General features: G+C 42.0%; 17 protein-coding genes. 11 read left to right on the plus strand and 6 right to left on the minus strand.

Annotation, left to right across the window (positions count from 1 at the left end; genetic code table 11):
• Positions 1-5: 5 nt before the first annotated feature.
• The 5 genes from nusA (at position 6) to DBR32_RS11765 (ending at position 7,684) form a co-directional block, all read left to right on the plus strand.
• Positions 6-1,262, plus strand: coding sequence for a transcription termination factor NusA (gene nusA, locus DBR32_RS11745; protein WP_124636529.1), 1,257 nt, complete (start codon positions 6-8; stop codon positions 1,260-1,262).
• 154 nt (positions 1,263-1,416) lie between these two features.
• Positions 1,417-4,638, plus strand: a complete 3,222-nt coding sequence (infB, locus tag DBR32_RS11750; RefSeq protein ID WP_124636530.1) for a translation initiation factor IF-2 — start codon at positions 1,417-1,419, stop codon at positions 4,636-4,638.
• 299 nt (positions 4,639-4,937) lie between these two features.
• Complete coding sequence (locus DBR32_RS11755) at positions 4,938-5,936, plus strand: amidohydrolase family protein (RefSeq protein WP_124636531.1); 999 nt, start codon at positions 4,938-4,940, stop codon at positions 5,934-5,936.
• 24 nt (positions 5,937-5,960) lie between these two features.
• Positions 5,961-6,884, plus strand: coding sequence for a hydroxymethylbilane synthase (gene hemC / locus DBR32_RS11760; RefSeq protein WP_124636532.1), 924 nt, complete (start codon positions 5,961-5,963; stop codon positions 6,882-6,884).
• A gap of 233 nt (positions 6,885-7,117) precedes the next feature.
• A complete protein-coding gene (locus DBR32_RS11765) occupies positions 7,118-7,684 on the plus strand; it encodes a hypothetical protein (protein ID WP_124636533.1) in 567 nt (188 codons plus the stop codon).
• 8 nt (positions 7,685-7,692) lie between these two features.
• On the opposite strand, the gene DBR32_RS11770 is transcribed toward DBR32_RS11765, so the two are convergent.
• Entirely contained in the window at positions 7,693-8,775 is a 1,083-nt protein-coding gene (locus DBR32_RS11770; RefSeq protein ID WP_158605975.1) for a DNA replication/repair protein RecF, read from the minus strand.
• A 98-nt stretch (positions 8,776-8,873) separates the two neighbouring features.
• Between DBR32_RS11770 and pdhA the strand changes: the two genes are divergently transcribed.
• Both pdhA and DBR32_RS11780 read left to right on the plus strand, forming a co-directional pair.
• Positions 8,874-9,866, plus strand: a complete 993-nt coding sequence (pdhA, locus tag DBR32_RS11775; RefSeq protein ID WP_124636535.1) for a pyruvate dehydrogenase (acetyl-transferring) E1 component subunit alpha — start codon at positions 8,874-8,876, stop codon at positions 9,864-9,866.
• 223 nt (positions 9,867-10,089) lie between these two features.
• Positions 10,090-11,232 carry a TlpA disulfide reductase family protein gene (locus DBR32_RS11780; RefSeq protein ID WP_124636536.1) on the plus strand — a complete coding sequence of 381 codons (1,143 nt, stop codon included), beginning with the start codon at positions 10,090-10,092 and terminating at the stop codon, positions 11,230-11,232.
• 52 nt (positions 11,233-11,284) lie between these two features.
• Here DBR32_RS11780 and DBR32_RS11785 read toward each other — a convergent pair whose 3' ends face one another.
• Positions 11,285-12,274: a beta-ketoacyl-ACP synthase III gene (locus DBR32_RS11785; protein WP_124636537.1), complete on the minus strand. Its 990-nt coding sequence runs from the start codon at positions 12,272-12,274 to the stop codon at positions 11,285-11,287.
• A 36-nt stretch (positions 12,275-12,310) separates the two neighbouring features.
• Positions 12,311-13,063, minus strand: coding sequence for a 3-oxoacyl-[acyl-carrier-protein] reductase (fabG, locus tag DBR32_RS11790; RefSeq protein WP_124636538.1), 753 nt, complete (start codon positions 13,061-13,063; stop codon positions 12,311-12,313).
• 308 nt (positions 13,064-13,371) lie between these two features.
• Between fabG and DBR32_RS11795 the strand changes: the two genes are divergently transcribed.
• Both DBR32_RS11795 and DBR32_RS11800 read left to right on the plus strand, forming a co-directional pair.
• Positions 13,372-14,799: a lipopolysaccharide assembly protein LapB gene (locus DBR32_RS11795; RefSeq protein WP_124636539.1), complete on the plus strand. Its 1,428-nt coding sequence runs from the start codon at positions 13,372-13,374 to the stop codon at positions 14,797-14,799.
• Positions 14,800-14,917: 118 nt separating this feature from the next.
• Positions 14,918-17,755 carry a pitrilysin family protein gene (locus tag DBR32_RS11800; protein ID WP_124636540.1) on the plus strand — a complete coding sequence of 946 codons (2,838 nt, stop codon included), beginning with the start codon at positions 14,918-14,920 and terminating at the stop codon, positions 17,753-17,755.
• Between the two features lie 79 nt (positions 17,756-17,834).
• On the opposite strand, the gene DBR32_RS15865 is transcribed toward DBR32_RS11800, so the two are convergent.
• The 3 genes from DBR32_RS15865 to DBR32_RS11815 all read right to left on the minus strand — a co-directional run bounded on the left by DBR32_RS15865 (position 17,835) and on the right by DBR32_RS11815 (position 20,079).
• Positions 17,835-18,431 carry a NifU family protein gene (locus DBR32_RS15865; RefSeq protein WP_370453702.1) on the minus strand — a complete coding sequence of 199 codons (597 nt, stop codon included), beginning with the start codon at positions 18,429-18,431 and terminating at the stop codon, positions 17,835-17,837.
• A gap of 110 nt (positions 18,432-18,541) precedes the next feature.
• Positions 18,542-19,006: an SRPBCC family protein gene (locus DBR32_RS11810; protein WP_124636541.1), complete on the minus strand. Its 465-nt coding sequence runs from the start codon at positions 19,004-19,006 to the stop codon at positions 18,542-18,544.
• A 47-nt stretch (positions 19,007-19,053) separates the two neighbouring features.
• On the minus strand, positions 19,054-20,079 hold the full coding sequence (locus DBR32_RS11815) for a YafY family protein (protein WP_124636542.1): 1,026 nt from the start codon (positions 20,077-20,079) through the stop codon (positions 19,054-19,056).
• Positions 20,080-20,314: 235 nt separating this feature from the next.
• Here DBR32_RS11815 and DBR32_RS11820 point away from each other — a divergent pair, with 235 nt between their 5' ends.
• Both DBR32_RS11820 and DBR32_RS11825 read left to right on the plus strand, forming a co-directional pair.
• Positions 20,315-21,835: a TROVE domain-containing protein gene (locus DBR32_RS11820; RefSeq protein ID WP_124636543.1), complete on the plus strand. Its 1,521-nt coding sequence runs from the start codon at positions 20,315-20,317 to the stop codon at positions 21,833-21,835.
• A 654-nt stretch (positions 21,836-22,489) separates the two neighbouring features.
• Positions 22,490-23,287 (plus strand): TatD family hydrolase, encoded by a 798-nt coding sequence (locus DBR32_RS11825; RefSeq protein ID WP_124636544.1) that lies wholly within the window; start codon positions 22,490-22,492, stop codon positions 23,285-23,287.
• The last annotated feature ends 36 nt before the right edge of the window (positions 23,288-23,323 follow it).

The raw sequence follows: 23,323 nt of genomic DNA on the forward strand, positions 1-23,323 counted from the left end.
TCACAATGGCAAGTATTAACTTAATCGAATCGTTCCAGGATTTTAAAGAAGCAGAAGGCATAGACCGCGCTACCTTAATGAAGGTTTTGGAAGATGTATTTAAAACGCTTTTGAGAAAAAAATATGGTTCTGACGATAACTTTGATGTTATTGTAAATGACCAAACAGGTGATCTGGAAATCTTTCGGAGAAGAATCGTCGTAGAAGACGGATTTGAGGAAGATGACAATGCAGAAATACAATTGTTCGAAGCGGTATTAATCGATCCGGACTATTCTGTTGGAGAAGAGGTTTATGAAGAGATTGATGTATTGGATTTTGGCCGCAGAGCAATTTTGGCCGCAAAACAAACCCTTGCAGCACGTATCAGTGATTTAAAGAAAAATAGTATCCTGCAAAAATATGCAGAACGTGTAGGCGAAATTATTAACGGAGAAGTATACCAGATCTGGAGAAAAGAATTGATGTTGTTGGATGAGGAAGGAAATGAACTGTTATTACCTAAATCTGAGCAGATTCCCGGAGACTTTTTCAGAAAAGGAGAGCCTTTGCGTGCCGTAGTGAAGAAAGTAGAAATGCGCAGCAATGCACCGGTGATTATTTTGAGCCGTACGCATCCTTCATTCTTAGAAAAATTATTAGAAATCGAAGTTCCGGAAATCCAGGATGGCCTGATTACAATCAAGAAAATTGTGAGAGAGCCCGGTGAGCGTGCTAAGGTAGCTGTAGAAAGCTATGATGACCGTATTGATCCGGTAGGTGCTTGTGTGGGTATGAAAGGTAGCCGTATTCATGGTATCGTTAGGGAATTACGTAACGAGAACATCGATATTATCAATTATACCGCTAATACTTCTTTGTTGATTCAAAGAGCCTTAACACCGGCAAAAGTAAATCGTATAGATCTGAGTGTGGAAAAAACACATGCTGATGTATATATGGATACAGATCAGGTATCTTTGGCGATCGGTAAGAAAGGGGTAAATATTAAACTGGCACAGCAACTGTCGGGATATAACCTGGATGTATATCGTGATGTGAAAGAGTCTGCGAATTTCGATATTGACTTAGAAGAGTTCACAGATGAGATCGAAGCATGGGTAATTGAAGAATTCAAGAAAGTGGGTTATGATACTGCCTTAAGCATTTTAGAGCATTCAGTAGAAGAACTTACCCGCCGTACCGACCTGGAAGAAGAAACAGTGAAAGAAGTGCGTCGTATACTAGAGGCAGAATTTGAAGACGATGGCACTGCTGAGTAAGTTGCTGAAAAAACAATGTGTGTTATCTTTTGACTACATTGTATTGAAACATAAAAAATAATATCGAATTTTGGCTTTCAACCGTGCCACTGTTCGGTATGCATCATAAATTGATTACCATCAATAATCACACGGTTGAAAGCGAATTATAAGAATGTCCGAAACATCAAATACACCCAGATTATTGGCTGCGGCCAAAGAGTTTAACATCGGTAAAGAAACCCTTGTCGATTTTCTAGTGAAAAAAGGTTTTGAAATAGACTCAAAACCAAGTGCGAAGATCACAGAAGATATGTACAATGCGTTACAGAACGAGTTTGCTAAAGACAGAGCGGCAAAACGTAAAAGTGATGCTATTGCTTTGCCTAAGGGTTCTTTAATGGAAAGTCTACACAAGCCGAAAGAAGAGTTAGACCTTACTGCAAAAGAAAAGAAAGAGACTGTTGCTAAACCTAAAACAAGCATAGCGGAAGCGCCTTCAACTGAAGAAGCGCCTGTAACCCCACCGACACCTGCAGCACCTGTTGTAGTGGAGGAGGTAAAGGCACCCGTAGCACCTGTAAAGGAAGAGCAAGAAGCGAAACCGCCTAAAGAAGAAACGCCTAAAGCGCCACCTGTAGAGGAGAAACCTGTTGTTGTGGAAGAAGCTGTGGCTAAAGAAGTGCCTGCTGCACCTGCGAAAGTAGAAGAAGCACCGAAGGCCGCTGAAGCTCCAAAAGCAGAACCAGTCGTCGTTCCTCCCGCAGCAGTTCCTGTTGCAGAGGAGCCCGCTCAGCATATAGATACAAAATCACCTAAGTTGTCAGGACCAAAAGTGTTGGATAAGATAGATTTAGAGGCAATGAATCTGGCTACGCGTCCTAAAAAAGGAACTACTGCGAAGAAGAAAGAAGAACCTAAGAAAGAAAATACTCCTGAACCTGTTAAGGAAAATAGAGTGGCACCGGTAGCCAATCCTGTTGTCATACATCCTATTGAGCAACCTAAAGTTACGGAAGCGCCTAAGGATGCAGTTGTGCCTCCTGCCGCCAAAGAAGCGGTAGTGCCTCCTGCAGTTCAATTACCTGCAAAACCAGAGCATATCGAAATGAATGCACCAAGGTTAGCCGGTCCGAAAATTCTCGGTAAAATCGAACTTCCGGTTAAGAACGATAACAGCAGAGAAAGCAGGGAAAAACGGAAGCGTAAACGCATTCCGGTAGATAATAAAAAACCGGAAACCGGAAACAACAACACCGGCAATACCAATAATAATCGCCCTCAGGGTACTGGAAACCAAGGAGGACAAAGACCTCCGGGACAAGGTGGAAACTTTAACCGTCCAGGCGGTGGTCAAGGCCAGCAAGGCGGCAATCGCCCGGGTGGTGGGCCAGGTGGACCAAACAGAAATAATAATTTCAGAGGCAACGATAGACGAAATACAGGTCCGGGTGGCAGAAGCAATACCGCCACACAACAACCTCAGGAAGTTGATGCTAAAGCAATTCAAGATAAAATTAGAGAAACACAGGCCAAACTAGCGGGCGGCGGTGCTAAAAATAAAAACCTTAAAGCGAAATACCGTCGTAACAAGCGTGAGGAGATGGCCGAAAAACGTGCCGCAGCCGAAGCAGAACATGATGGAAGCGTAATCCAGGTTACAGAGTTTATCTCGGTAAGTGAGCTGGCGAGTTTATTAGATGTAAGCTTTACTGAGGTTATCAGCAAATGTATGAGTTTGGGTATCATGGTATCCATTAACCAACGTTTGGATGCGGAAGTTATCGAGCTCGTTGCAAACGAATTTGACCGTGAGGTAGAGTTCATCAATTTACAACAAGATGCGGACGAAGAAGTAGAAGAAGAAGAAGACTTAGAAGATACCGACGAGCGTGCACCTGTTGTAACCATCATGGGTCACGTCGATCATGGTAAAACCTCTTTGCTGGATTATATTCGTAATGCGAGTGTGGTTGCAGGTGAAGCGGGTGGTATCACACAGCACATTGGTGCTTATCGTGTAACAACCGATTCCGGAAAGAAAATTACCTTCCTGGATACACCGGGTCACGAAGCGTTTACCGCGATGCGTGCCCGTGGTGCCAAAGCTGCCGATGTTGCGGTAATTGTAGTCGCTGCCGATGATGCCATCATGCCTCAGACGCGTGAAGCAATCTCCCATGCGCAGGCCGCAGGATTACCAATGGTTTTTGCGATCAATAAGATAGATAAAGACGGATCAAATCCGGAAAAAATTAAAGAACAACTTTCGGCCATGAATATCCTGGTAGAAGACTGGGGTGGTAAATTCCAAAGTCAGGAAATCTCTGCTAAGAAAGGAATTGGTATTGATGAGTTGTTGGAAAAAATATTATTGGAATCTGAATTGTTAGAACTTAAAGCCAATTCTGAAAAAGTAGGTACCGGTTCTATCATTGAAGCTTCTTTGGATAAAGGTCGTGGGTATGTGTCTACCATGTTGGTACAAAACGGAACCTTAAATATGGGAGATATGATCGTTTCGGGTCAATACTTCGGTAAGGTTAAGGCGATGTTCAACGAAAGAGGACAACGCGTACAACAAGCGGGGCCATCTACACCAGTACAGGTTTTAGGGCTTAACGGAGCACCACAAGCGGGTGAGAAATTCAAAGTATATGCTGATGAAGCAGAAGCAAAAGAAATTGCCAACCGTCGTTCTCAGATCTTAAGAGAGCAAGGTATCCGTACCCGTAAGCATATTACCCTTGATGAGATTGGTCGTCGTCTGGCTTTAGGTAACTTTAAAGAGTTGAATGTGATCATTAAAGGTGACTTTGATGGTTCTGTAGAAGCCTTGAGTGACTCCTTACAAAAACTGTCTACCGAAGAAGTTGTCGTTAGTATTGTACATAAAGGGGTGGGTCAGATTACCGAATCCGATGTATTGTTGGCATCTGCCTCCGATGCGATTATCCTGGGCTTCCAGGTGCGTCCTTCTTCTCAAGCCGCTAAACTGGCCGATCAGGAGAATATCGAGATCCGTTACTACTCCATCATCTATGATGCAATTGACGAAATCAAAAGCGCCATGGAAGGTATGTTGGAGCCTACAATCGAGAAGAAAGTTGTGGGTAATATCGAAATCCGTGAAGTATTCAAAATCAGCGGCGTAGGGTCTATCGCAGGTTGTTATGTATTAGATGGTAAGTTTACCCGTAATACGAAAATCAACATTATCCGTGATGGTATCGTGGTACACCATGGTGAGCTGGCTTCCCTAAAACGTTTCAAAGACGATGTGAAAGAAGTAAGCGCAGGTTACGAATGTGGTTTAAGCATCAAAAATTTCAATGATATCAGAGTAAACGATATTATAGAAGGTTATGAAGAAGTAGAAGTTAAACGTACTTTATAATCATAAAAAAATAATCAGTAAAGGTTCCGGTAATTCATATTACCGGAACCTTTTTTTATGGCCGTTTCGATAGCGCCAAAACATTCATTGCCATTTTATCGTGTTACACACAGCAATCGCATGTTTCCTGGATTTATCCAATTACATAAGCCCGATTTCCGATAGCTATTTTGTGGATTCCCTATGTGAAATCTTCCTTCTTTATCTGTTTGTATAACTATACGGTAATCTCGAAAAAAAATGCAGTAACATAGGCGTTGTAGAATTCTGTATTTTCGCATAATTACAATCAGATTATAATGAAAATAGATATACACACGCATATTATGCCGGAGAAAATTCCGAATTGGTTTGAAAAATTCGGATACGGAGACTTTATCACCTTACAGCACCATAAACCTTGTTGCGCCAAGATGATTAAAGGAGATACTTTTTTTAGAGAGGTAGAACATAATTGCTGGGATGCCGACGTTCGTATCAACGAAATGGATGATACCGAAGTAAGCATACAAGTGCTGTCTACCATTCCTGTATTATTCAACTACTGGGCCAATCCAAAACATGGACTGGAAACCTCCCGTTTTTTTAACGACCATATTGCCTCTGTCGCAGCAGCACACCCTACCCGTTTTGTAGGCTTGGGCACCCTTCCCCTGCAAAACATAGATTTAGCCATTAAAGAGCTGGAGCGCTGTATTACAGAATTAAAAATGCCGGGTGTAGAAATTGGTTCCAATATCAACGGGAAAAACTTAAGTGACCCTTATTTTAATCCTTTTTGGGAAGCGGCAGAAAAACTGGGCGCCAGTATATTTGTACATCCCTGGGAAATGATGGGCGAAAATGATATGCAACGGTATTGGTTACCCTGGTTGGTGGGGATGCCGGCAGAGACTTCCAGAGCGATCTGTAGTATGATCTTTGGAGGTGTTTTTGAACGCTATCCTTATTTAAAAGTAGCCTTTGCACATGGCGGAGGGAGCTTCCCATCGACAATCGGCCGCATTGAGCACGGATTTAATGTACGCCCGGATCTATGTGCCATTGACAACCCCCATAACCCGAGAAATTATATTGGGAAATTCTGGATTGATGCTTTGGTACACGATCCACAGGCCTTGGATTTTATCGTAGATATTATGGGTGCTGATAAAATCTGTATGGGTAGCGATTATCCTTTTCCTTTGGGAGAACACCATCCGGGAAAGCTCATCGAATCACACATACAAGACAAAGCCATACAGGAGCAGTTACTGGCTAAAAATGCAATGGACTGGTTAGGTGTATATAGATTTTAAAAGAAAATTGTTACGATAGAAATCATGCAAAAAATACTTAGAATAGGGACAAGAGATAGCAAACTTGCTTTATGGCAAGCCAATAAAGTGAAAGCCCTCCTGGCCGAAAAAGGAATTGCCTCAGTGCTTGTTCCCGTAAAAAGCGAAGGTGATCTTGATCTGGTAACGCCCCTTTATGCAATGGGTGTAGAAGGCTTGTTTACGAAAACATTAGATGCCTATTTGCTGAGCGATAAAATTGATATCGCGGTACATTCCATGAAAGACGTACCCACACAATTGGCACAAGGTATTGTAGAAGCAGCCGTATTGCCCAGGGCTTCTTATAAAGATATTTTGGTATTTGGTAAGGATAAAGCGAAACAGGAAGTGTATACAAAAATCGGTACCGGATCGGTACGGAGAAAGGCGATGTTACTCCATAAATATCCGGATTGTGTAATGGATAACCTTAGGGGGAATGTCCAAACAAGATTACAGAAGCTAGCCGATAGTGATTGGGATGGCGCCGTCTTTGCAGAAGCGGGTTTAGAAAGAATGGATTTACTGCCGGATCATTACGAGACATTAGACTGGATGTTGCCGGCTCCGGCACAAGGTGCCATCATGATTGTCTGCCGTTCAGAAGCGCCGGAGGTCAGGGATGTATGCAATCAATTCAATGATGCCGATACAGCACTTTGTGTCACTATAGAAAGAGATTTCCTTAAAGCCCTAATGGGAGGCTGCTCTACCCCGATCAGCGCCTTGGCAAGGGTACATAATGGCATCATACATTTCCAGGGCAATATCTGCAGCCCTGATGGGAAAGAATTGCTCGAAACGGAACAAAACTTTAGCATGGAAGAAAAAGAACAGGCAGGACAGAAGGCTGCTCAGGTTCTTTTGGAAAAAGGTGCCGGAAAGATTGTTGCAGCAATAAGGGCAAAGGGAAAAACAACAGAATAAATAAAAAATAGAGGATACTATAAAAGTACGATAGCNNGCTATCGTACTTTTATAGTATCAAGGGAGTCATCTTTCGCCCCTTTAGCTTATAAAATCCGCTTATAATTAAGTTATTATCTATAGCTATAATTTTATTTTGACAAAACTTTAAAGCGCAGATCATGGCATAGCGCGATTTAAGGCTTATCTTTAAAGGAGAATAATCCGTATTGATCAAATTAAATTTTTCAGCTATGTCAGAGAATCTCATTTTAAATATGCAGGAGGCCCTAGGCACCAATATTGAAAAAATTGATATTAACGATCCTAATTTGCATACACCTGTTCATCCCGAAAGCTCGGATGCTTTGGCACAAGCAGCTATTCCTGCGGTACTGATTGGCTCCTTAATCCATTTAGCGAAGCAAGAACATCCAGAGCAATATACGGCACAAATGGATCAGGTATTTGCCGGCAAGTCAGACGAGGTCATTGATGCGATTGCAAAGTATGCGCAGACTACGCCTACGGAAGCGGGTGATTATATCGCACGGACAATTGATGCCTTTAACCGGGTAAGCCAAGAGCAGCATGAAGGTAATGCGAAAAAGTTGATGTCTGCTTTAGAAAACCAGCAAAATGATATTTTGCGCTACCTGCCTTCAGTTCTAGGTCTGGGGCCAAAACTAAATATAGATATTATTGACGACCGAACGAATAAGATGGAAGGACCATTATCGTCGCTGGCCAACTTCTTTTTCAATGAAAATATTCATCCTAAAAAACAAGATGAACGGGAAGAAGAAACACCACCTGCCTAAGGCTTTTGTTATAGGGTGATCATTTGTAAAGAAGAGAAATGAGCATGCACCAAATGGCGTAACTCCTCAGTATTCGTGTGGGTCATAAAGATTTGTGGAATTTCTAATTGATGGAGTAAGGCGAAAAAACGCGATAAGCGTTCTTGGTCTAATTTCTCAAAAATATCGTCCAGCAGGACAATGGGTGATTTGCCCAATTGGCGCAACCATTCCAGTTGCGCCAATTTCATGCTGATCAGCATGGATTTTTTTTGACCCTGAGAGGCATGCGTTTTATAAGGATGCTCGTTCAATAATAAAGCCCAGTCTTCCGTATGCAAACCAGCAGTCGTGCGGCGGGCTTCTATGTCCCTTGCGCGGTTATACTGAAGCAATGCTTTCAATTGCTCTGGTGTATGGATGCAAGGCTTGTATACCACGTCAATCGCCTCCGTTTGCTGTGCCAGTTGTTGGTAAAAAGACTGGACCAATACAGGGAGCTCGTTAGAAAATTGGATTCTTTGCTGCATCAGGTAGGTTCCGGATTGTGCCAATTGGTTATCATACACATCCAGTAAATCATGATTCAAGTGTATGGCAGGCACTTGTTTGAGGTATGCATTTCGCTGAGTGAGCACTTTTTGATAGGCGAGTAATTGCTCCAGATAATTGCGGTCTGCCTGAGACAAGAGTCCGTCAATAAATTTCCGGCGTACATCGCTGGCACCATTGATCAGCGCAATATCATCAGGGGCAATCATCAGGGCTGTATGCTTACCAATATAGCTTGTCACACGTTCTACCAGGATGCCCTTTTCCATGATCTTCTTTTTCCCTTCTTTCCAGACAATACTGGTTGCAACAGGTGCTCCGGCGGCCATATCGAGAAAAGCACCTTCTATTCTAAAACCATCCAAGCCCTGTTGTACATTGTGGATTTCCTTACTTTGGAAATAGCTTTTCGTAAAACATAAATAATAAATGGCATCGAGCAGATTGGTCTTTCCAATGCCATTATTACCCGTAATGCCAATCACTTTTGCATCGAAGTCGAATGATTGCAAACCGTAATTTCTAAATTGCGTTAAGGATATGGAAGAAAGAAAGCTCAAGCCCTTGGATTTAATGTTACCTAAACTGCAAATTTGCATATAATTGGTACATTAACTCAATATTTTTAATTATTTTCGCAAAAATAAAATTGGATCAAGTGCAAACACAATTCGATAAAGAGCAATATTTAGAGTGGTACGAAAGCATGCTTTTGCAACGTAAGTTCGAAGAAAAAGCGGGACAATTGTACGGGATGCAGAAAATTCGTGGCTTTTGTCACTTATATATAGGCCAGGAGGCTGTTTCAGCGGGAATTATGTCTGCTATCAGACCAGATGACAACCTGATTACCGCATATCGGGACCATGGTTTGGCTTTGGCCAAAGGCATGACCGCCAATGAATGTATGGCAGAGTTGTATGGTAAGGCAACCGGTTGTACCGGCGGTAAAGGTGGTTCTATGCACTTTTTCTCCAAAGAAAAAAGATTTTTCGGCGGGCATGGTATCGTAGGCGGACAGATTGGTTTGGGTGCGGGTATCGCTTTTGCGGATTATTATAATGAAAATGATAGAGTTACCGTATGTTTATTTGGTGATGGTGCGGCGCGTCAGGGTATCCTGCATGAGACGTTTAACATGGCCATGCTGTGGAATTTACCGGTAATCTTTATTTGTGAAAATAACTTTTACGCGATGGGTACTTCTGTAGAGCGTACCTCTAAAGTATTGGACATTTCCAGAATGGCAGATGCTTTTGAAATGCCGGCAGATACAGTAGATGGTATGAATCCGGAAGACGTACATATTGCTATTGAAAGAGCAGCAAAACGTGCTCGTGAAAAAGGTGGGCCAACCTTCCTTGAAATACGCACTTATCGTTATCGCGGACACTCTATGAGTGATCCTGCGAAATACCGTACTAAAGAAGAAGAAGCTGAATACAAAGAGCAGGATCCGATCCAGTTTGTAATCAAAAAAATACAGGAGCAAAATTTTGCTACAGAAGCGGAATTGGAAGCGATCAATGAAAAAGTAAAAAAAGAAGTTGATGAATGTGTGAAATTTGCAGAAGAAAGCCCTTGGCCGGATAACAGCGAATTATACAACCATGTATACACACAACAAGATTATCCTTTCATAAAAGACTAATTGTAATGTATTATTTGTCAAAAAGCCATAAATATTTATTTATGGCTTTTTTGTGCTGTTTAGGGTAATAAAAAAGCGCTGTGAGGTGTTCCGGCTAAGCTTTGCAGGCCTTGGCCACGTGTAGCCTGATGTATAATCAGGAATCTATATAAATTTAGCAAACATTTATATCCAATTAATGTGGCTATTAAGTACTTTTGCCCTTTACATTGGGTAAAATTGTATGAAAAAATATTCACCTTTTATTATTGGATGTGCTTTGGTGGGTCTCGGTGCCTGTAAAAACAATAAAAGCGAACATTCTTTTAATGTACAAGGTAACATTTCCGGAATGCCCAAAACAGTGGTATATCTGGAAGAGATCGGACTTAACAATGAGCTGAAAATTACAGACTCAGCAGAAAGTAGTGCCAATGGCACTTTTAGTCTTTCGGGCTCTATCGGAAAGGAGCAGAAAATGTACCGGATAAAGTTAGGCCCTAAATTTATCTTAGTAATAAACGATCAGCCGGAAGTAAAGCTAAAAGCCGATTGGAAAGATATAGAGAATTACACGGTATCGGGTTCTGCCGGATCGGCAAGTTTAAGAAACCTGGTATCTAAGATGTATGCTTACGATAAGACATTTGCAGCACTTCACCTGGCCATTGACAGTATCTCCGCCTCTCCCATAAAGCATGATAGCTTACTCCTTGTGGCTCAAAGTGATTTTGATGGCCGTATGAACGATATGCGGAATTATATGAAGGAGTATGCAGATACTTCCCGATTTCTTCCCGTAGCCGTATTAGCGGCCCTGCGTGTAGAGAATCTATTGAATGATCAGCCGTTTCTGGAAAAATTCATGGTATCTCTGGATAAACGTTTTGGCAACCAGACTTTAGTTACTGATTTCAAAAAACTTGTTAGCAGCTTTGGTGGTACGACAGCAGTTAAGAACAGCAATGTCAAACTAAATAACCCCGCACCGGATTTCAGCATTAAAGATATTAATGGACATACGGTAACACTTAATAAGTATAAAGGTAAGTATCTGCTTATCGATTTTTGGGCCTCCTGGTGTCCTCCATGCAGGGCGGAGAATCCTAATGTAGTGGCTACTTATAATAAGTTTAAAGATAAGAATTTTGATATCTTAGGCATCTCTTTAGATGATGAGAAATCCAAGTGGAGTGATGCCATAAAAGAAGATAAAATTGCTTGGACCCAGACCAGCGAACTAAAAGGCTGGAAATCGTCTATTGTTGATCTATATGGCATAGAATCTATTCCTTCCAATGTCCTGATTGATCCGAACGGAAAAGTAGTAGGTATAAACCTGATGGGTGAAGAGTTGAGCAGCAAGCTGGAAGAACTATTAAAATAAGAATCATACTGATAAAAGAAAAGCNNGCTTTTCTTTTATCAGTATGATGGACTTAATAAGCCCATTTAATATAGGTCGCTCCCCAAGTAAAGCCACCACCAAAGGCTGCTAAAATGAGGTTGTCTCCTTTTTTTAATTGATTTTCATATTCCCAAAGACATAGAGGTAAGGTACCATTAGTCGTATTCCCAAACTTCGTGATGTTCAGCATCACGCGCTCTTCCGGAACATTCATTCTATTGGCCGTAGCGTCAATAATACGCTTATTGGCCTGGTGTGGTACCAGCCAGGCAACATCTTCGCCTGAAAGCTGATTGCGCTCCATAATCTGGGCGGCAACATCTGCCATATTGGTTACGGCAAACTTAAATACCGTTTGTCCTTCCTGATATACGAAATGTTCTTTATTGGCTACTGTTTCCATCGTAGCGGGCCTTCTGGAACCACCTGCTTTCTGATGCAGATGTACCCATCCGTTTCCGTCGCTTTTGAGGATAGAGTCAATGATGCCGGTTCCGGTATCATCAGCTTCCAGCAAAACAGCACCGGCGCCGTCGCCGAAGATGATGCAGGTTGCACGATCTTCATAGTTCATGATAGAACTCATTTTATCGCCACCTACAACAATTACTTTTTTACATCTGCCATTTTCGATGAATTGTGCACCGGTATTTAAGGCATACATAAATCCGCTACAAGCCGCATTTACATCAAATCCGAAAGCATTTACCAGGCCCGATTTGGCTGCAATAAGATTGGCTGTGGCCGGAAATTGCATGTCCGGTGTGGTTGTTGCACAAATGAGGAGGTCTATCTCCGCCGGATCCAGGTTTTTCTTTTCTAAAATCTGTTGTACTGCTTTAATCCCCATTTCAGAGGTACCCATGTCAGCACCTTTCAGAATTCTCCTTTCCAGGATGCCGGTGCGTGTACGTATCCATTCGTCGGTAGTATCTATCATGGTTTCCAATTCTTTATTGGTCAACACATACTCCGGTACGTAGCCACCTACTGCAGTAATAGCAGCGTGTATTTTACTCATTTAAATATGATTATAATAGCGAAAAAAATAATTTTATTACATCGTCATACCGCCACAAACATTTACCGTCTGTCCGTTTACATAACCACCAAGATCAGAAGCCAAAAATAAAGCTACGTTTGCAACCTCTTCCGGTTTGGCAAAACGGCCTAAAGGTATTTTCATCAGCCATTTGTCGGCCCCTTCTCCACCTTCTTTTAAATAGTGCGTCATGTCTGTTTCTACAAAACCCGGGGCAATCGCGTTACAGCGAATATTTCTGCTGCCCATTTCTGCTGCAATTGATTTCGTAAAGCCTATAATGCCTGCCTTTGAAGCGGCATAAGCACTTTGTCCGCCATTACCCTGTACGCCAACCACAGAACTCATATTGATAATGCTTCCTGCACGGGCTTTCATCATCGGGCGGATGACTTGTTTCGTTAGATTAAATACTGATTTTAAGTTGGCTTGCATCACCTCATCCCACTGGTCTTCCGTAACCCTAAGCAAAAGATTGTCGCGGGAGATACCGGCATTATTCACACAGATATCAATTTTGCCAAAATCGGCTACTACATCACTGACTAATTTTTCTGCTTCTGCAAAATTAGCCGCATCACTCTTATATGATTTAACGTTTACCCCCATTGCAGCTACTTTAGCCTCAATAGATTTCGCTCTTTCTTCAGAAGACAAATAGGTAAAAGCAATATTCGCACCCTGTTCTGCAAATTTTAAAACAATAGATTCACCGATTCCTCTGCTTCCCCCGGTGATTAACGCTGTTTTTCCTTCTAATAATTTCATTAGCGGTTTTTTTGTAGAAATGTATATTTTATTGTGTTTCGTAATAGCTTTATGAGAAAGCGAACGCTAAGGTACGTCATATTCCTATTATTCAAATAAAAATGAATAAAATTATGGCTTAAAGAGCAGGCTGGAATCAGGATTAAAATTATGCGTAAATTGTAAAAAGAACGGGCTTTTAAGTATCAGAATCCCAAAGTGAAAAATATATCAATTATCTCTATAGAAACCATGGGTTTTTTTATGAAATAGTTTTGGTTTTAGGAAAAGATTTTAAGTAAATTTGTTTTAATCTTAAACGATACGATATGTTTGACGACGAATGGAACGAAGACGACGATTTTGCCAGCAGTATAGAAGAGCTCTTAAAGGAATACGAATCTATAAAAAAAGGCGAGGCCGTGAGGTTTTGGAATGAACAGGAGTTTGAGTTGGTTATAGACTATTTCTATCAAAATAATCAGGAAGCTGAAGCATTAATTGCTTGTGAAATAGCCTTGGTGCACCACCCTTTTTCTTCCGAATTTTATATATTAAAGGCAGAACTTTTATTTCAATCCCAAAAATACCGCCAGGCGATCAGCGTACTGGATGAATTAGATACTAAAGAACAATTGATTATAGAAGCCATCATCCTGCGCTCCGACATATTAGTGGCGCAATTGAAGTATGATCAGGCCGCGATGTATCTGGAGCAAATGGCCCAGCAGTTTACCGGTAAAGATCGTATTGAGATCATGCTGGAACTGGCAGAGGTATATGATGAATGTGAGCAACTGGATGCCGTATTTGATATTTTAAAAGCTATTTTAGAAATGGATCCTTCTAATGAGGAGGCCTTACATAAAATATGCTATTGGGCAGACTTTGCCGAAAAGCAGGAAGAAAGCATTGTCCTGCATCAGAAACTGATCGACCAGTCGCCCTATAATGCACTTGCATGGTTCAACCTGGGCTCGGCCTATCAGGGGCTTAAGCTTTATGAAAAGGCTATTGACGCCTATGAATATTGTGTGGCGATTGATGATAAGTTTGAGTTTGCCTATCGCAATATGGCCGATGCCTATATGCGCTTGAAATGGTATGATAAGGCTATTGAATCTTTAGAGAAAAACCTTGAGCTGGGCAAACCGGAAGACGTTATTTTTGAAGCGATAGGACATTGTTTCGAAAAAAAGAAAAACTATCCGCAGGCGCGCCACTATTACCTGGAAGCAACCCGCCTTAACCCAACAGATGACGGCATTTATTTCAAGATAGGGCAAACCTATGCGATGGAGAATGAGTGGGAAAAAGCCTTGAAACAATTTGGGAAAGCCTACGAGCTCAATAAAGAAAATGTAACTTACTGCCTGGCATTGGGCAACTGCCTGCTTGCACTCAACGAAGGTGTAGAGGCCATTGCCTGCTTTTTAACTGCCGTAAAATTAAAAACCAATTTTAAAAAGAGCTGGTTGGCGCTGATCAGATGTTTGTACCTGTTTGGCTTTTATGAAGAGGCACAGGAACAGTTGCTGGAATCGCGCAATTTCTGTGAGCAATCCGCCGATTTTCTGTATTATCACTCCATGATCCTGTTTGCTTTGGGCAAGACCAAAGAAGCGATGATCAAGTTAGAAGACGCTTTGGAAGAAGCGCCGCGCAAACTCAAAATAGTGGAAGAACTGAATGCAGATATCATGCATCGGAAATCCGTAATTGACCTCGTAGCTAAGTATAAAAAATCCGGAAAATAAGTGCATATTGCGATTGTACCCCCCAAAAAGGGGTATTAATCATAATTAACCATTTTTAACCCGGTATAGTTTATAATATTCTATACATTTGTCTTTTCACCATCAATATTGAAACAATATGATAAAAAAGACAATTAAGATAGGTCTTTTATCTATAGGTCTGTGCAGTGCAGTTTTGCCTGCCAGCAGGCTTAATGCTCAGCAAACCCTCAGTGAGCAATTAGGGATAGATGCAAAGGTAAGTACCGGAACACTCCCCAATGGCTTAAAATATTATATACGGCCCAATCAAAAACCCGAAAATAAAGTTGAACTGCGCCTGATCATCAATGCCGGTTCTATTCTGGAAGATGAAGATCAATTAGGTTTAGCCCACTTTACAGAGCATATGTTGTTCAACGGAACCAAACATTTTCCTAAAAATGAATTGGTCAATTATCTTCAGTCCATCGGCGTAGAGTTTGGAGCGGATCTTAATGCCTATACCAGTTTTGATGAAACCGTGTATATGTTGCCCGTACCGACCGATAATCCTAAGAATATAGAAACCGGTTTTCAGATCTTACAAGACTGGGCGCAGGGTGCTTTAATGACGGATAAAGATGTGAATGAAGAACGTAAAGTTGTTTTAGAAGAATCCCGTTTGGGTAAAGGTGCACAAGACAGGATGCAAAAGAAGTTTTTACCAAAACTACTTGGCGACACCAGATATGGTTACCGCTTGCCGATCGGGAAAGATCAGCTGCTGAAAACCTTTAAACCCGATGTCTTAAGACGTTTTTATAAAGAATGGTATCGCCCGAATTTAATGGCTGTGGTCGTGGTTGGAGATATCACCGCTGCGAAAGCAGAAGAGATGGTGGTAAAATATTTTAGTTCCCTTACCAACCCGGCGAGTGGAAAAGAGCGTAAAGTTTTTGAAGCCAATCCTTATAAAAAACAGGAGGCCATGTTCTTGACTGATGCGGAGCAAACCAACACGGTGATGTTCCTGAACTTCTCTCCCCGCAAAACAGAAGCCGACAAAACGGTTGCAGAATACAGAAATACCTTGACAGAACAATTGGCTTTTGCTGCTTTAAACCAGCGCTACCAGGATCTGTCTTCTTCCGCAACGCCACCCTTTATTTTTGCACAGGCCGATAATTCAAGTTATATCAGAGGATACCAGTCACTTGGTACCGCATTAATGCCCAGTACCGATTTGACTACAGCCATTAATGCAGCGATTGGTGAACTGCTGAGCGTACAGGAGTATGGATTTACAGAAGCGGAATTGGAAGTGGTGAAGAAAGCCTTATTAAGCACAGTAGAGAAATCCTATAACGAACGCAATACGACTAATTCCAGTGCCTTCTTAGAAGAATACCAAAGAAATTTCTTGGAAAATGAGGCGATTCCGGGTGTAGAAAAAGAATTTGATTTATACAAAGCCTTGTTACCGGGTATTAAAGCAGAAGAAGTAACCGAAGCCTTCAAGAAATTATTTACCAAAGAAGATCGCCAGAAATTCTTTGCGGCAGTGATGAGCCCTCAGACCAAAGATGCTAAAGTCAATACTGATGCAAGCCTTTTGGCGGCCATCAATACCGCTTTCAAGCAAAAAGTGACTCAGAAAAAAGAAGAAATCGTTTCAGATCAGTTACTGGATCAAATGCCGGAGATGGGCACCATCACCAATACCGTAAAAGATGAGCAATTAAATACGGTTACGTACACCTTAAGTAATGGTGTATTGGTTACCGTAAAGAATACTGATTTTAAAAGTGATGAAGTCCTGCTTAAAGGGGTGAAAAAAGGGGGAACGGGTAATTATGGTGCTGCCGATAAACTCACCGTTTCTTTAATGCCTCAGCTCGTGGAGACAATGGGTTATGGTAAATATACCCCAACCGCATTAAGCAAAGCACTGGCAGGTAAAAACGTAGAAGCAGCGCCCGAAATGGGAGAAGTGTCTAATGGAATATCCGGTAAATCAGATGCAAAGCATGTGGAAACATTATTGCAACTGGTTCATTTGGAATTGACCCAACCGAGAGTAGATGCAGAACTCTTAAAGGCATTTGTCGGTAAAATGAATATGCAGCTAAAGTTCGTTAAATCAAATCCTCAGATGTCTTTTGTAGATACTCTATTAAAAGTAGTCTATAACAACAATCCTTTGAGCCCCGTTGCCTTCCCTTCGGAAGCCCAGCTCAATGCCCTGGATGCACAGCATATCGGAGATATCTATAAAAAAGAATTTTCCGCAGCAAATGGTTATCATTTCTTTATTGTAGGCAATGTAGATCCGGAGCAATTGAAACCCCTGTTAGCGCGCTATCTGGGTTCTATCAAAACAGGCAGCGGAGCGCCTTCCTTTAAAGACAATGGCTTAAGAATGAAAGCCGGAAACAATAAATTTGTTTATGAAAAAGGAAAAGATGCGAAGAGCATGATCTTCGCCCAGTATTTTGGAGAAATGCCTTTCTCTGAAGATATGGCTTTAAAAGCGACGCTAATCGGTGATATATTGACCATCAGAGTGATTGAAAAATTAAGAGAAGAAATGGGTTCTATATATTCCGGAGGCTTTTCTGGTACTTTTAGCAGAGATCCTTATCCAAACTATGTATTGGGTACACAATTGCCTACGGGTCCGGAAAACGTCGATGCTATTCTGAAAGCAACAGATGTAGAGATTGCGAAATTGAAAAAAGATGGCCCAGAGCAAAAAGACCTGGATAAAGTTAAAATTGCCATTGTGGAGAAAAGAAAGGAAAATTTGAAAACCAATATGTACTGGTTGAACAAACTGGAGCAATTGAAATTTGAAGAATACAGCAAAGACCGATTCCTTACTTTTGATAAAGCACTTGAAGGCATCAATGTGAAGGATATCAAAGAAGCGGCCAACAAGTTTTTCGATGGTAAGAACAGCTTTATCGGCATTATGAATCCAGAAAAGAAGAAATAATAACCTATGTATTAGCATAAAAGACTCGACCGCAGTTATCAACTGCGGTCGCGTCTTTTATATATTGTTTGCAAAAAACTTATTCGTTCTCGGCAATAACTTCTTTTACTTCAGGAATCATACGTTTCATCATGCCTTCAATACCAGATTTAAGCGTGATCATAGAAGAGGGACAACCGGAACAGCTTCCTTGTAAAGCCAATTTCACGATACCATCATCATAACCAATAAAACTGATGGCGCCGCCATCCATTTCTACTGCTGGTTTTACGTAGTTTTCCAACATCTCTTTAATGCGTTTTACCACATCGGTATCATCACCGTTCACCACATTGCTGTCGTGCTCCTTTTTGGGAACCAGGTCTTCCAGAATAATGTCTTTGCCTTCTTCCAGGTATGTTTTCAAAAACTGGCGAATTGTAGGGATTACTTCCGTCCATTCCGTTTCTGCTGTTTTCGTAAGGGTAACGAAGTTGCTGGCAATAAATACACCCTTCACAAAAGGGAAGGTAAATAGTTCCTGTGCTAAAGGCGATGGATGTGCCTCTTTCTCTTCTGGAAAATCGATACTACGACCGGGATACAACAATTTGTTGGCAACAAATTTCATGGTTTCCGGATTCGGAGTCATCTCTGTATAAATACTTACAATGGTATTACCGGCTGCGTTTAACATAATCGTTTATTATTTGTGGTGGGACAAAAGTACAAAAAAATAAAAATGCTGCGGCTACAATAATATCAATAGGAGTAAAGGTAAAATTGATAATAACCCCAATGGCATATTTAGACGGCTGCAGATGGAAATAATACTTCCAGTTTTTGTCGCCGGAATGCAAAGATTTGCTTTACTTTCTGATGCACAAACCATTTTCCGGCGAGCCATCCCAAAACAGATTTACCAATATCATAATGGAGGATATCGGTCATTAACACACCGCCGTCCTGTGCTTCAAAGTGATGTTCATGATGCCACAGCTTATAGGGACCCTTGCGTTGCTCGTCAATAAAAAACACCTCCTCCTTTACCTGAGTAATTTCGGTGCGCCATTTCAGCGGTATATTGAGGAATGGCCGGATCACATAAAAGATCATTAATCCCGGAAACATCTTTTCCGGCACCTCAGAAACGATTTCAAAAACCATATCTGCCGGAGTAATCTCATTAAGATTGGCAGGGGTTGCAAAGAACTGCCATGCCTGGTTTACAGATAAGGGCAGCCATTGTTTTTGCACGAGCGTGTGTACCATATTGACTTGGTTGAATATGAATATTGCTAAAGCTTATTGATATTGGTTCAGGAATCTTGAGGGTTGTTGTATAAGTCACTCATTTTTTGAATCCGCTTTTTAATGCGGTTTTTTAAGATTCGGGGAGATAATACTTGTATACATTCCCCAAAGCCTAAAATTTCCCGCTCCAGCTCAAAGTTATGAATCACCTCGATACTAAACGTAGTACCTCCTGCCGTTTCGCTGAGGATTTGCTGGCTGGTATGTAAGGGTTTTGTTTTGATATAGGGTGCATTTTGTGCATCGATCTTCAGCACGACCTTAAGAGCCTTATCTTTTTCATTTTTGGTGACGCCTAAAAGATCGGAATAATAAGCGTCAAAATCTTTGATTGCGGTCGCCTGGAAACGCTGTTGCGGAAGCGCAGTAACCGATAGCATCCGGTCCAAAGCTAGGGTGAGCAAGCTTTCTGCTTTTTGCTGCTTACAGATCAGGAACCAGCGATTGCGGTACTCTTTCAGCAAATAAGGATAATATATTTGCTGTTGCGACTGTCTGGCTTTAAAAGAGCGGTATTCGATCAGGAGCGGTGTTTCATTCAATATGGCCTGGTGCAAAGGCATAATATATTCAAGACCCTTTAAAAGCTGGTTGCCCTCCAGCTGGATCTTGTTCTGTTTAGAAGGCGAGGCCTTATATAGGTTGTTCTCCAGACGGGCGATCATATCGCTCATCTCATCAAAATAGGAAAATCCGTTAAACTGCTTCAGTACCCCCACCACTTCTTTGAGTTTGGCTACATCAGCATCGTTAATAGGCGCATTGGTAATGCTATAACTTTTGTCTTCATAAACGTAAAACTTCTTATCCACCACAGTAATCGGAGCGTTATAGCCCAATCGGTCACTGCGCATGACCTGTATGTCGGCCTGTATCGTCCGGCGGCTTACCCCGGTCGAGATGCCCTCCTTATCATACAATACTTCGCCTACTTTTTCGATAAGATCTTCCAGGGTCCATTTTCGAAACCGGTTACGCAGGCAATCGTCAATCGTTTTATATCGGATCAGCGCCAGTTTATTTACCGCCATTTATTCTTTTTTATCTGTCAAATATAAGTAATTCCTTTTTTGCTGCGCAATAGAGCTGCGCATTTGTATAGGGTCTTTGGGGGACAAAATATTTATAGTCTTTACAGGATGATGTTTACATGATTTTTAAATAATAAAATAAACTGCGCAAAATGGCTGCGTAGTACCAAAGCCATCTTTGCATTGTAAATAACAAGAAACAAACAAAGCGGATCACTCCCCTAAATAATACATCATGAAATTCAACTTTCTTATAAAACGAACAAACGGGCAAACAACCAATTTTGAAAATGCACCTGCTTATATAATGTCGCCGGAACAGGAGTTGTATGCCGCAGTCGTAACGGCTGGTTTAAATGATACCTTTTATGAAAATGCAGATCATCGCCTGGAGCGGATCATCAGTCTGATGCAAAAATGCAGCGCGGAATTTGTGGCCAAACTGGCTATCTATACTCGTCGGGAAATGTATCTGCGTTCCGTCCCTTTGGTTTTGGTTACAGAGCTGGCTAAAATGAACAATGGGAATGATTTGGTGCGTAAAGCCGTGAATGGCGTGGTGCAACGCGCCGATGAGATTACGGAATTGCTGGCTTATTACCAGATCGCTAATAAGCGATCCGGCACCAAAAAATTGAACAGAATATCCAAGCAGGTACAGAAAGGCCTCGTCCTTGCATTTAATAAATTTGATGAATACCAGTTTGCAAAATACAACAGGGCTGCTGAAATAAAGCTAAAAGATGCCTTATTCCTCGTGCACCCGAAACCCAAAGATGCCGGACAACAAGTAATATTCGATAAGATTGCCGGCGACAACCTGGAAACACCTTATACCTGGGAAGTAGCCCTTTCCACAACAGGGCAGCAGGCTTATCGAAATGAAGCGGAGCGTAAACAAGCCTTTAAGGCCAGATGGGAAGAGTTGATCGATAGTGGAAAGGTGGGTTATATGGCCTTGATGCGGAATCTCCGTAATATACTGGAAGCCGAAGTGTCGGCTCTGCATATTGAAAAAGTATGTGCGCGACTTGCCGATGCAAACGAGGTGGCCCGTTCTAAGCAATTGCCTTTCCGCTTCCTGGCTGCTTACCGTGAGCTTAAAATGGTGAAATCTACTAATACCACTGCATTGATGGATGCGCTGGAAGATGCTGTACTGGAGAGTGCAGCCAATATCAGGGGTTTTGACTGGGATACACAAGTGGTCATTGCCTGCGATGTGTCGGGTTCTATGCAAAAGCCGGTATCACCTAAAAGCAAGGTTCTTTTGTATGACATCGGTTTGATGCTCGGAATGCTCTTGCAATCTCGCTGCAAACACGCGGTAAGTGGTATGTTCGGGGATCGCTGGAAGATCATCAACCTGTCGCGTAAAAGTGTCCTGAGCAATGTAGAGGCATTTTACAGGAGAGAGGGAGAGGTCGGATACGCGACCAATGGGTATCTGGTGCTGGAAGACCTGATCTCCAGGAAAGCAATAGTAGATAAAGTAATGCTCTTTACCGATACACAGATGTGGAACAACAACACCGGAAATAAGCCATTTGCAGATTACTGGCGTCGTTATAAGCTTTTGGCTCCGGATGCAAAGTTGTACCTGTTCGACCTGGCCGGCTATGGCCGGCAGCCGGTTGATCTGGTCGGTAACGATGCCTATCTGATAGCCGGATGGTCAGATAAAGTTTTTGAAGTGCTACAGTCTCTGGAGCAGGGTAGCGCTGCGGTGGAAATGATCAATGCTGTAGCCTTGTAAAGGATAAGACACCTAATATATTATAAGATAAATGTTAGCCGTTTTAGGGTACGTCCGGGTGTCGTAGCTAAGCAATACTTCGTCCAAAATAGAAATGCTTATCGTATTTTACCCTGGTCGTGCGCTAAAACAGCATATTAAAGAAATGATATCAGGATATGGATGAGTGCCGTAGAAAAGGGATACTTCGCATCATTAATGCCCGTGCTGCAGGTTCGAGTCCTGTCCTCGAAAGAGGTAGCTCAAATGGTAGAGCAGGATAAAAGCCTTTTTCGCTGGTTGCCTTATCCATATACTGAAAACAGATATGAGTGCCGTAGGTTTGTGTTACATCGTTCAGGTCGACGGGGTCGTGGGTTCGAATCCCACCGGTTCCGGTACATTGTACCGAGCTGTAGTTCAGTGGTTAGAACACGTACAATACACATACCACTTATTGCCTTGTATTTTTTAACCAAATTCAAAAGTGTCGTAGTACAGCGTTACTTCGTCTCAGATTGGGGAGGAATAGCGTAATCTCAGGATAAGGCTATCCGGTTCGATTCCGGCAAGACAGGCCCCGTTTCGCTGTGCGCTTTTTACCTTTTGATTATTATTAAATATCCAGAAGGCTGGTTGTACAAAACCGGCCTTTTATTTTAAAATTATATAAACATGAAATTAATTGATATCGGAATAAACCTGACCAACAGACAATTCTCCGATGATATAGAAGAAGTAATCGGCTATGCCTTGAAGCAGGAAGTCGATAAAATGATCTTTACCGGAACAAGTGTACACAATAGTAAAGCATCGCTGCTTATCGCAAAAAAATATCCGGGTACGCTTTACGCTACCGCGGGCATACATCCTCATGAAGCGAAAGGCTGGAATGCGGCGGCTACAAAAGCCCTGCAACAGCTGCTCGAACACAAAGAAGTGGTTGCCGTAGGAGAATGCGGCCTTGATTTTGACCGGGATTTCTCCCCGAGAAATATACAGGAACAATGCTTTGCGGCTCAGGTGCAACTGGCCTGCGAAGTACAGAAGCCTCTTTTCCTGCACGAAAGAGCGGCCTTTGGTAAATTCAATGAGGTGATAGCCCCCTACCGTGACCTGTTACCACCGGCGGTAGTGCATTGCTTTACCGGAACCCTCCAGGAGGCCAGGCAATATCTCGACAATGGGTTTTACCTGGGCTTTACCGGTGCGGTAAGTGATACCCGGCGCTTTGCACATTTAGAATCGGTTTTGAAATATGTTCCTTTAGACCGGATGATGATCGAGACCGATGCCCCTTTTATGCTGTCAAAGAATGTACCCTCATCCGAATTATTCCCGGAAAAGCCAAGGAGAAACGAACCGGGATTCCTGAAGTATGTGGTCCGGTCTATTGCTGCACAAAAAGGAATCAGACCGGAGCAGGTGGCGGAGGCAAGCACGCAAAACGCGAAGGCTTTTTTCGGATTTTAAGTTTGAGGTACCGCTCCTGTATAAAATATATTAAAT

The organism is Taibaiella sp. KBW10 (genome assembly GCF_003852495.1).
Classification (GTDB): domain Bacteria; phylum Bacteroidota; class Bacteroidia; order Chitinophagales; family Chitinophagaceae; genus Edaphocola.

What these genes read in the sequence shown, in the direction of transcription:
- nusA (WP_124636529.1), top strand. Translation starts at nt 6, where the DNA reads ATGGCAAGTATTAACTTAATCGAATCGTTCCAGGATTTTAAAGAAGCA.
- infB (WP_124636530.1), top strand. Translation starts at nt 1,417, where the DNA reads ATGTCCGAAACATCAAATACACCCAGATTATTGGCTGCGGCCAAAGAG.
- DBR32_RS11755 (WP_124636531.1), top strand. Translation starts at nt 4,938, where the DNA reads ATGAAAATAGATATACACACGCATATTATGCCGGAGAAAATTCCGAAT.
- hemC (WP_124636532.1), top strand. Translation starts at nt 5,961, where the DNA reads ATGCAAAAAATACTTAGAATAGGGACAAGAGATAGCAAACTTGCTTTA.
- DBR32_RS11765 (WP_124636533.1), top strand. Translation starts at nt 7,118, where the DNA reads ATGTCAGAGAATCTCATTTTAAATATGCAGGAGGCCCTAGGCACCAAT.
- DBR32_RS11780 (WP_124636536.1), top strand. Translation starts at nt 10,090, where the DNA reads ATGAAAAAATATTCACCTTTTATTATTGGATGTGCTTTGGTGGGTCTC.
- DBR32_RS11785 (WP_124636537.1), bottom strand. Translation starts at nt 12,274, where the DNA reads ATGAGTAAAATACACGCTGCTATTACTGCAGTAGGTGGCTACGTACCG.
- fabG (WP_124636538.1), bottom strand. Translation starts at nt 13,063, where the DNA reads ATGAAATTATTAGAAGGAAAAACAGCGTTAATCACCGGGGGAAGCAGA.
- DBR32_RS11795 (WP_124636539.1), top strand. Translation starts at nt 13,372, where the DNA reads ATGTTTGACGACGAATGGAACGAAGACGACGATTTTGCCAGCAGTATA.
- DBR32_RS11800 (WP_124636540.1), top strand. Translation starts at nt 14,918, where the DNA reads ATGATAAAAAAGACAATTAAGATAGGTCTTTTATCTATAGGTCTGTGC.
- DBR32_RS15865 (WP_370453702.1), bottom strand. Translation starts at nt 18,431, where the DNA reads ATGTTAAACGCAGCCGGTAATACCATTGTAAGTATTTATACAGAGATG.
- DBR32_RS11810 (WP_124636541.1), bottom strand. Translation starts at nt 19,006, where the DNA reads ATGGTACACACGCTCGTGCAAAAACAATGGCTGCCCTTATCTGTAAAC.
- DBR32_RS11815 (WP_124636542.1), bottom strand. Translation starts at nt 20,079, where the DNA reads ATGGCGGTAAATAAACTGGCGCTGATCCGATATAAAACGATTGACGAT.
- DBR32_RS11820 (WP_124636543.1), top strand. Translation starts at nt 20,315, where the DNA reads ATGAAATTCAACTTTCTTATAAAACGAACAAACGGGCAAACAACCAAT.
- DBR32_RS11825 (WP_124636544.1), top strand. Translation starts at nt 22,490, where the DNA reads ATGAAATTAATTGATATCGGAATAAACCTGACCAACAGACAATTCTCC.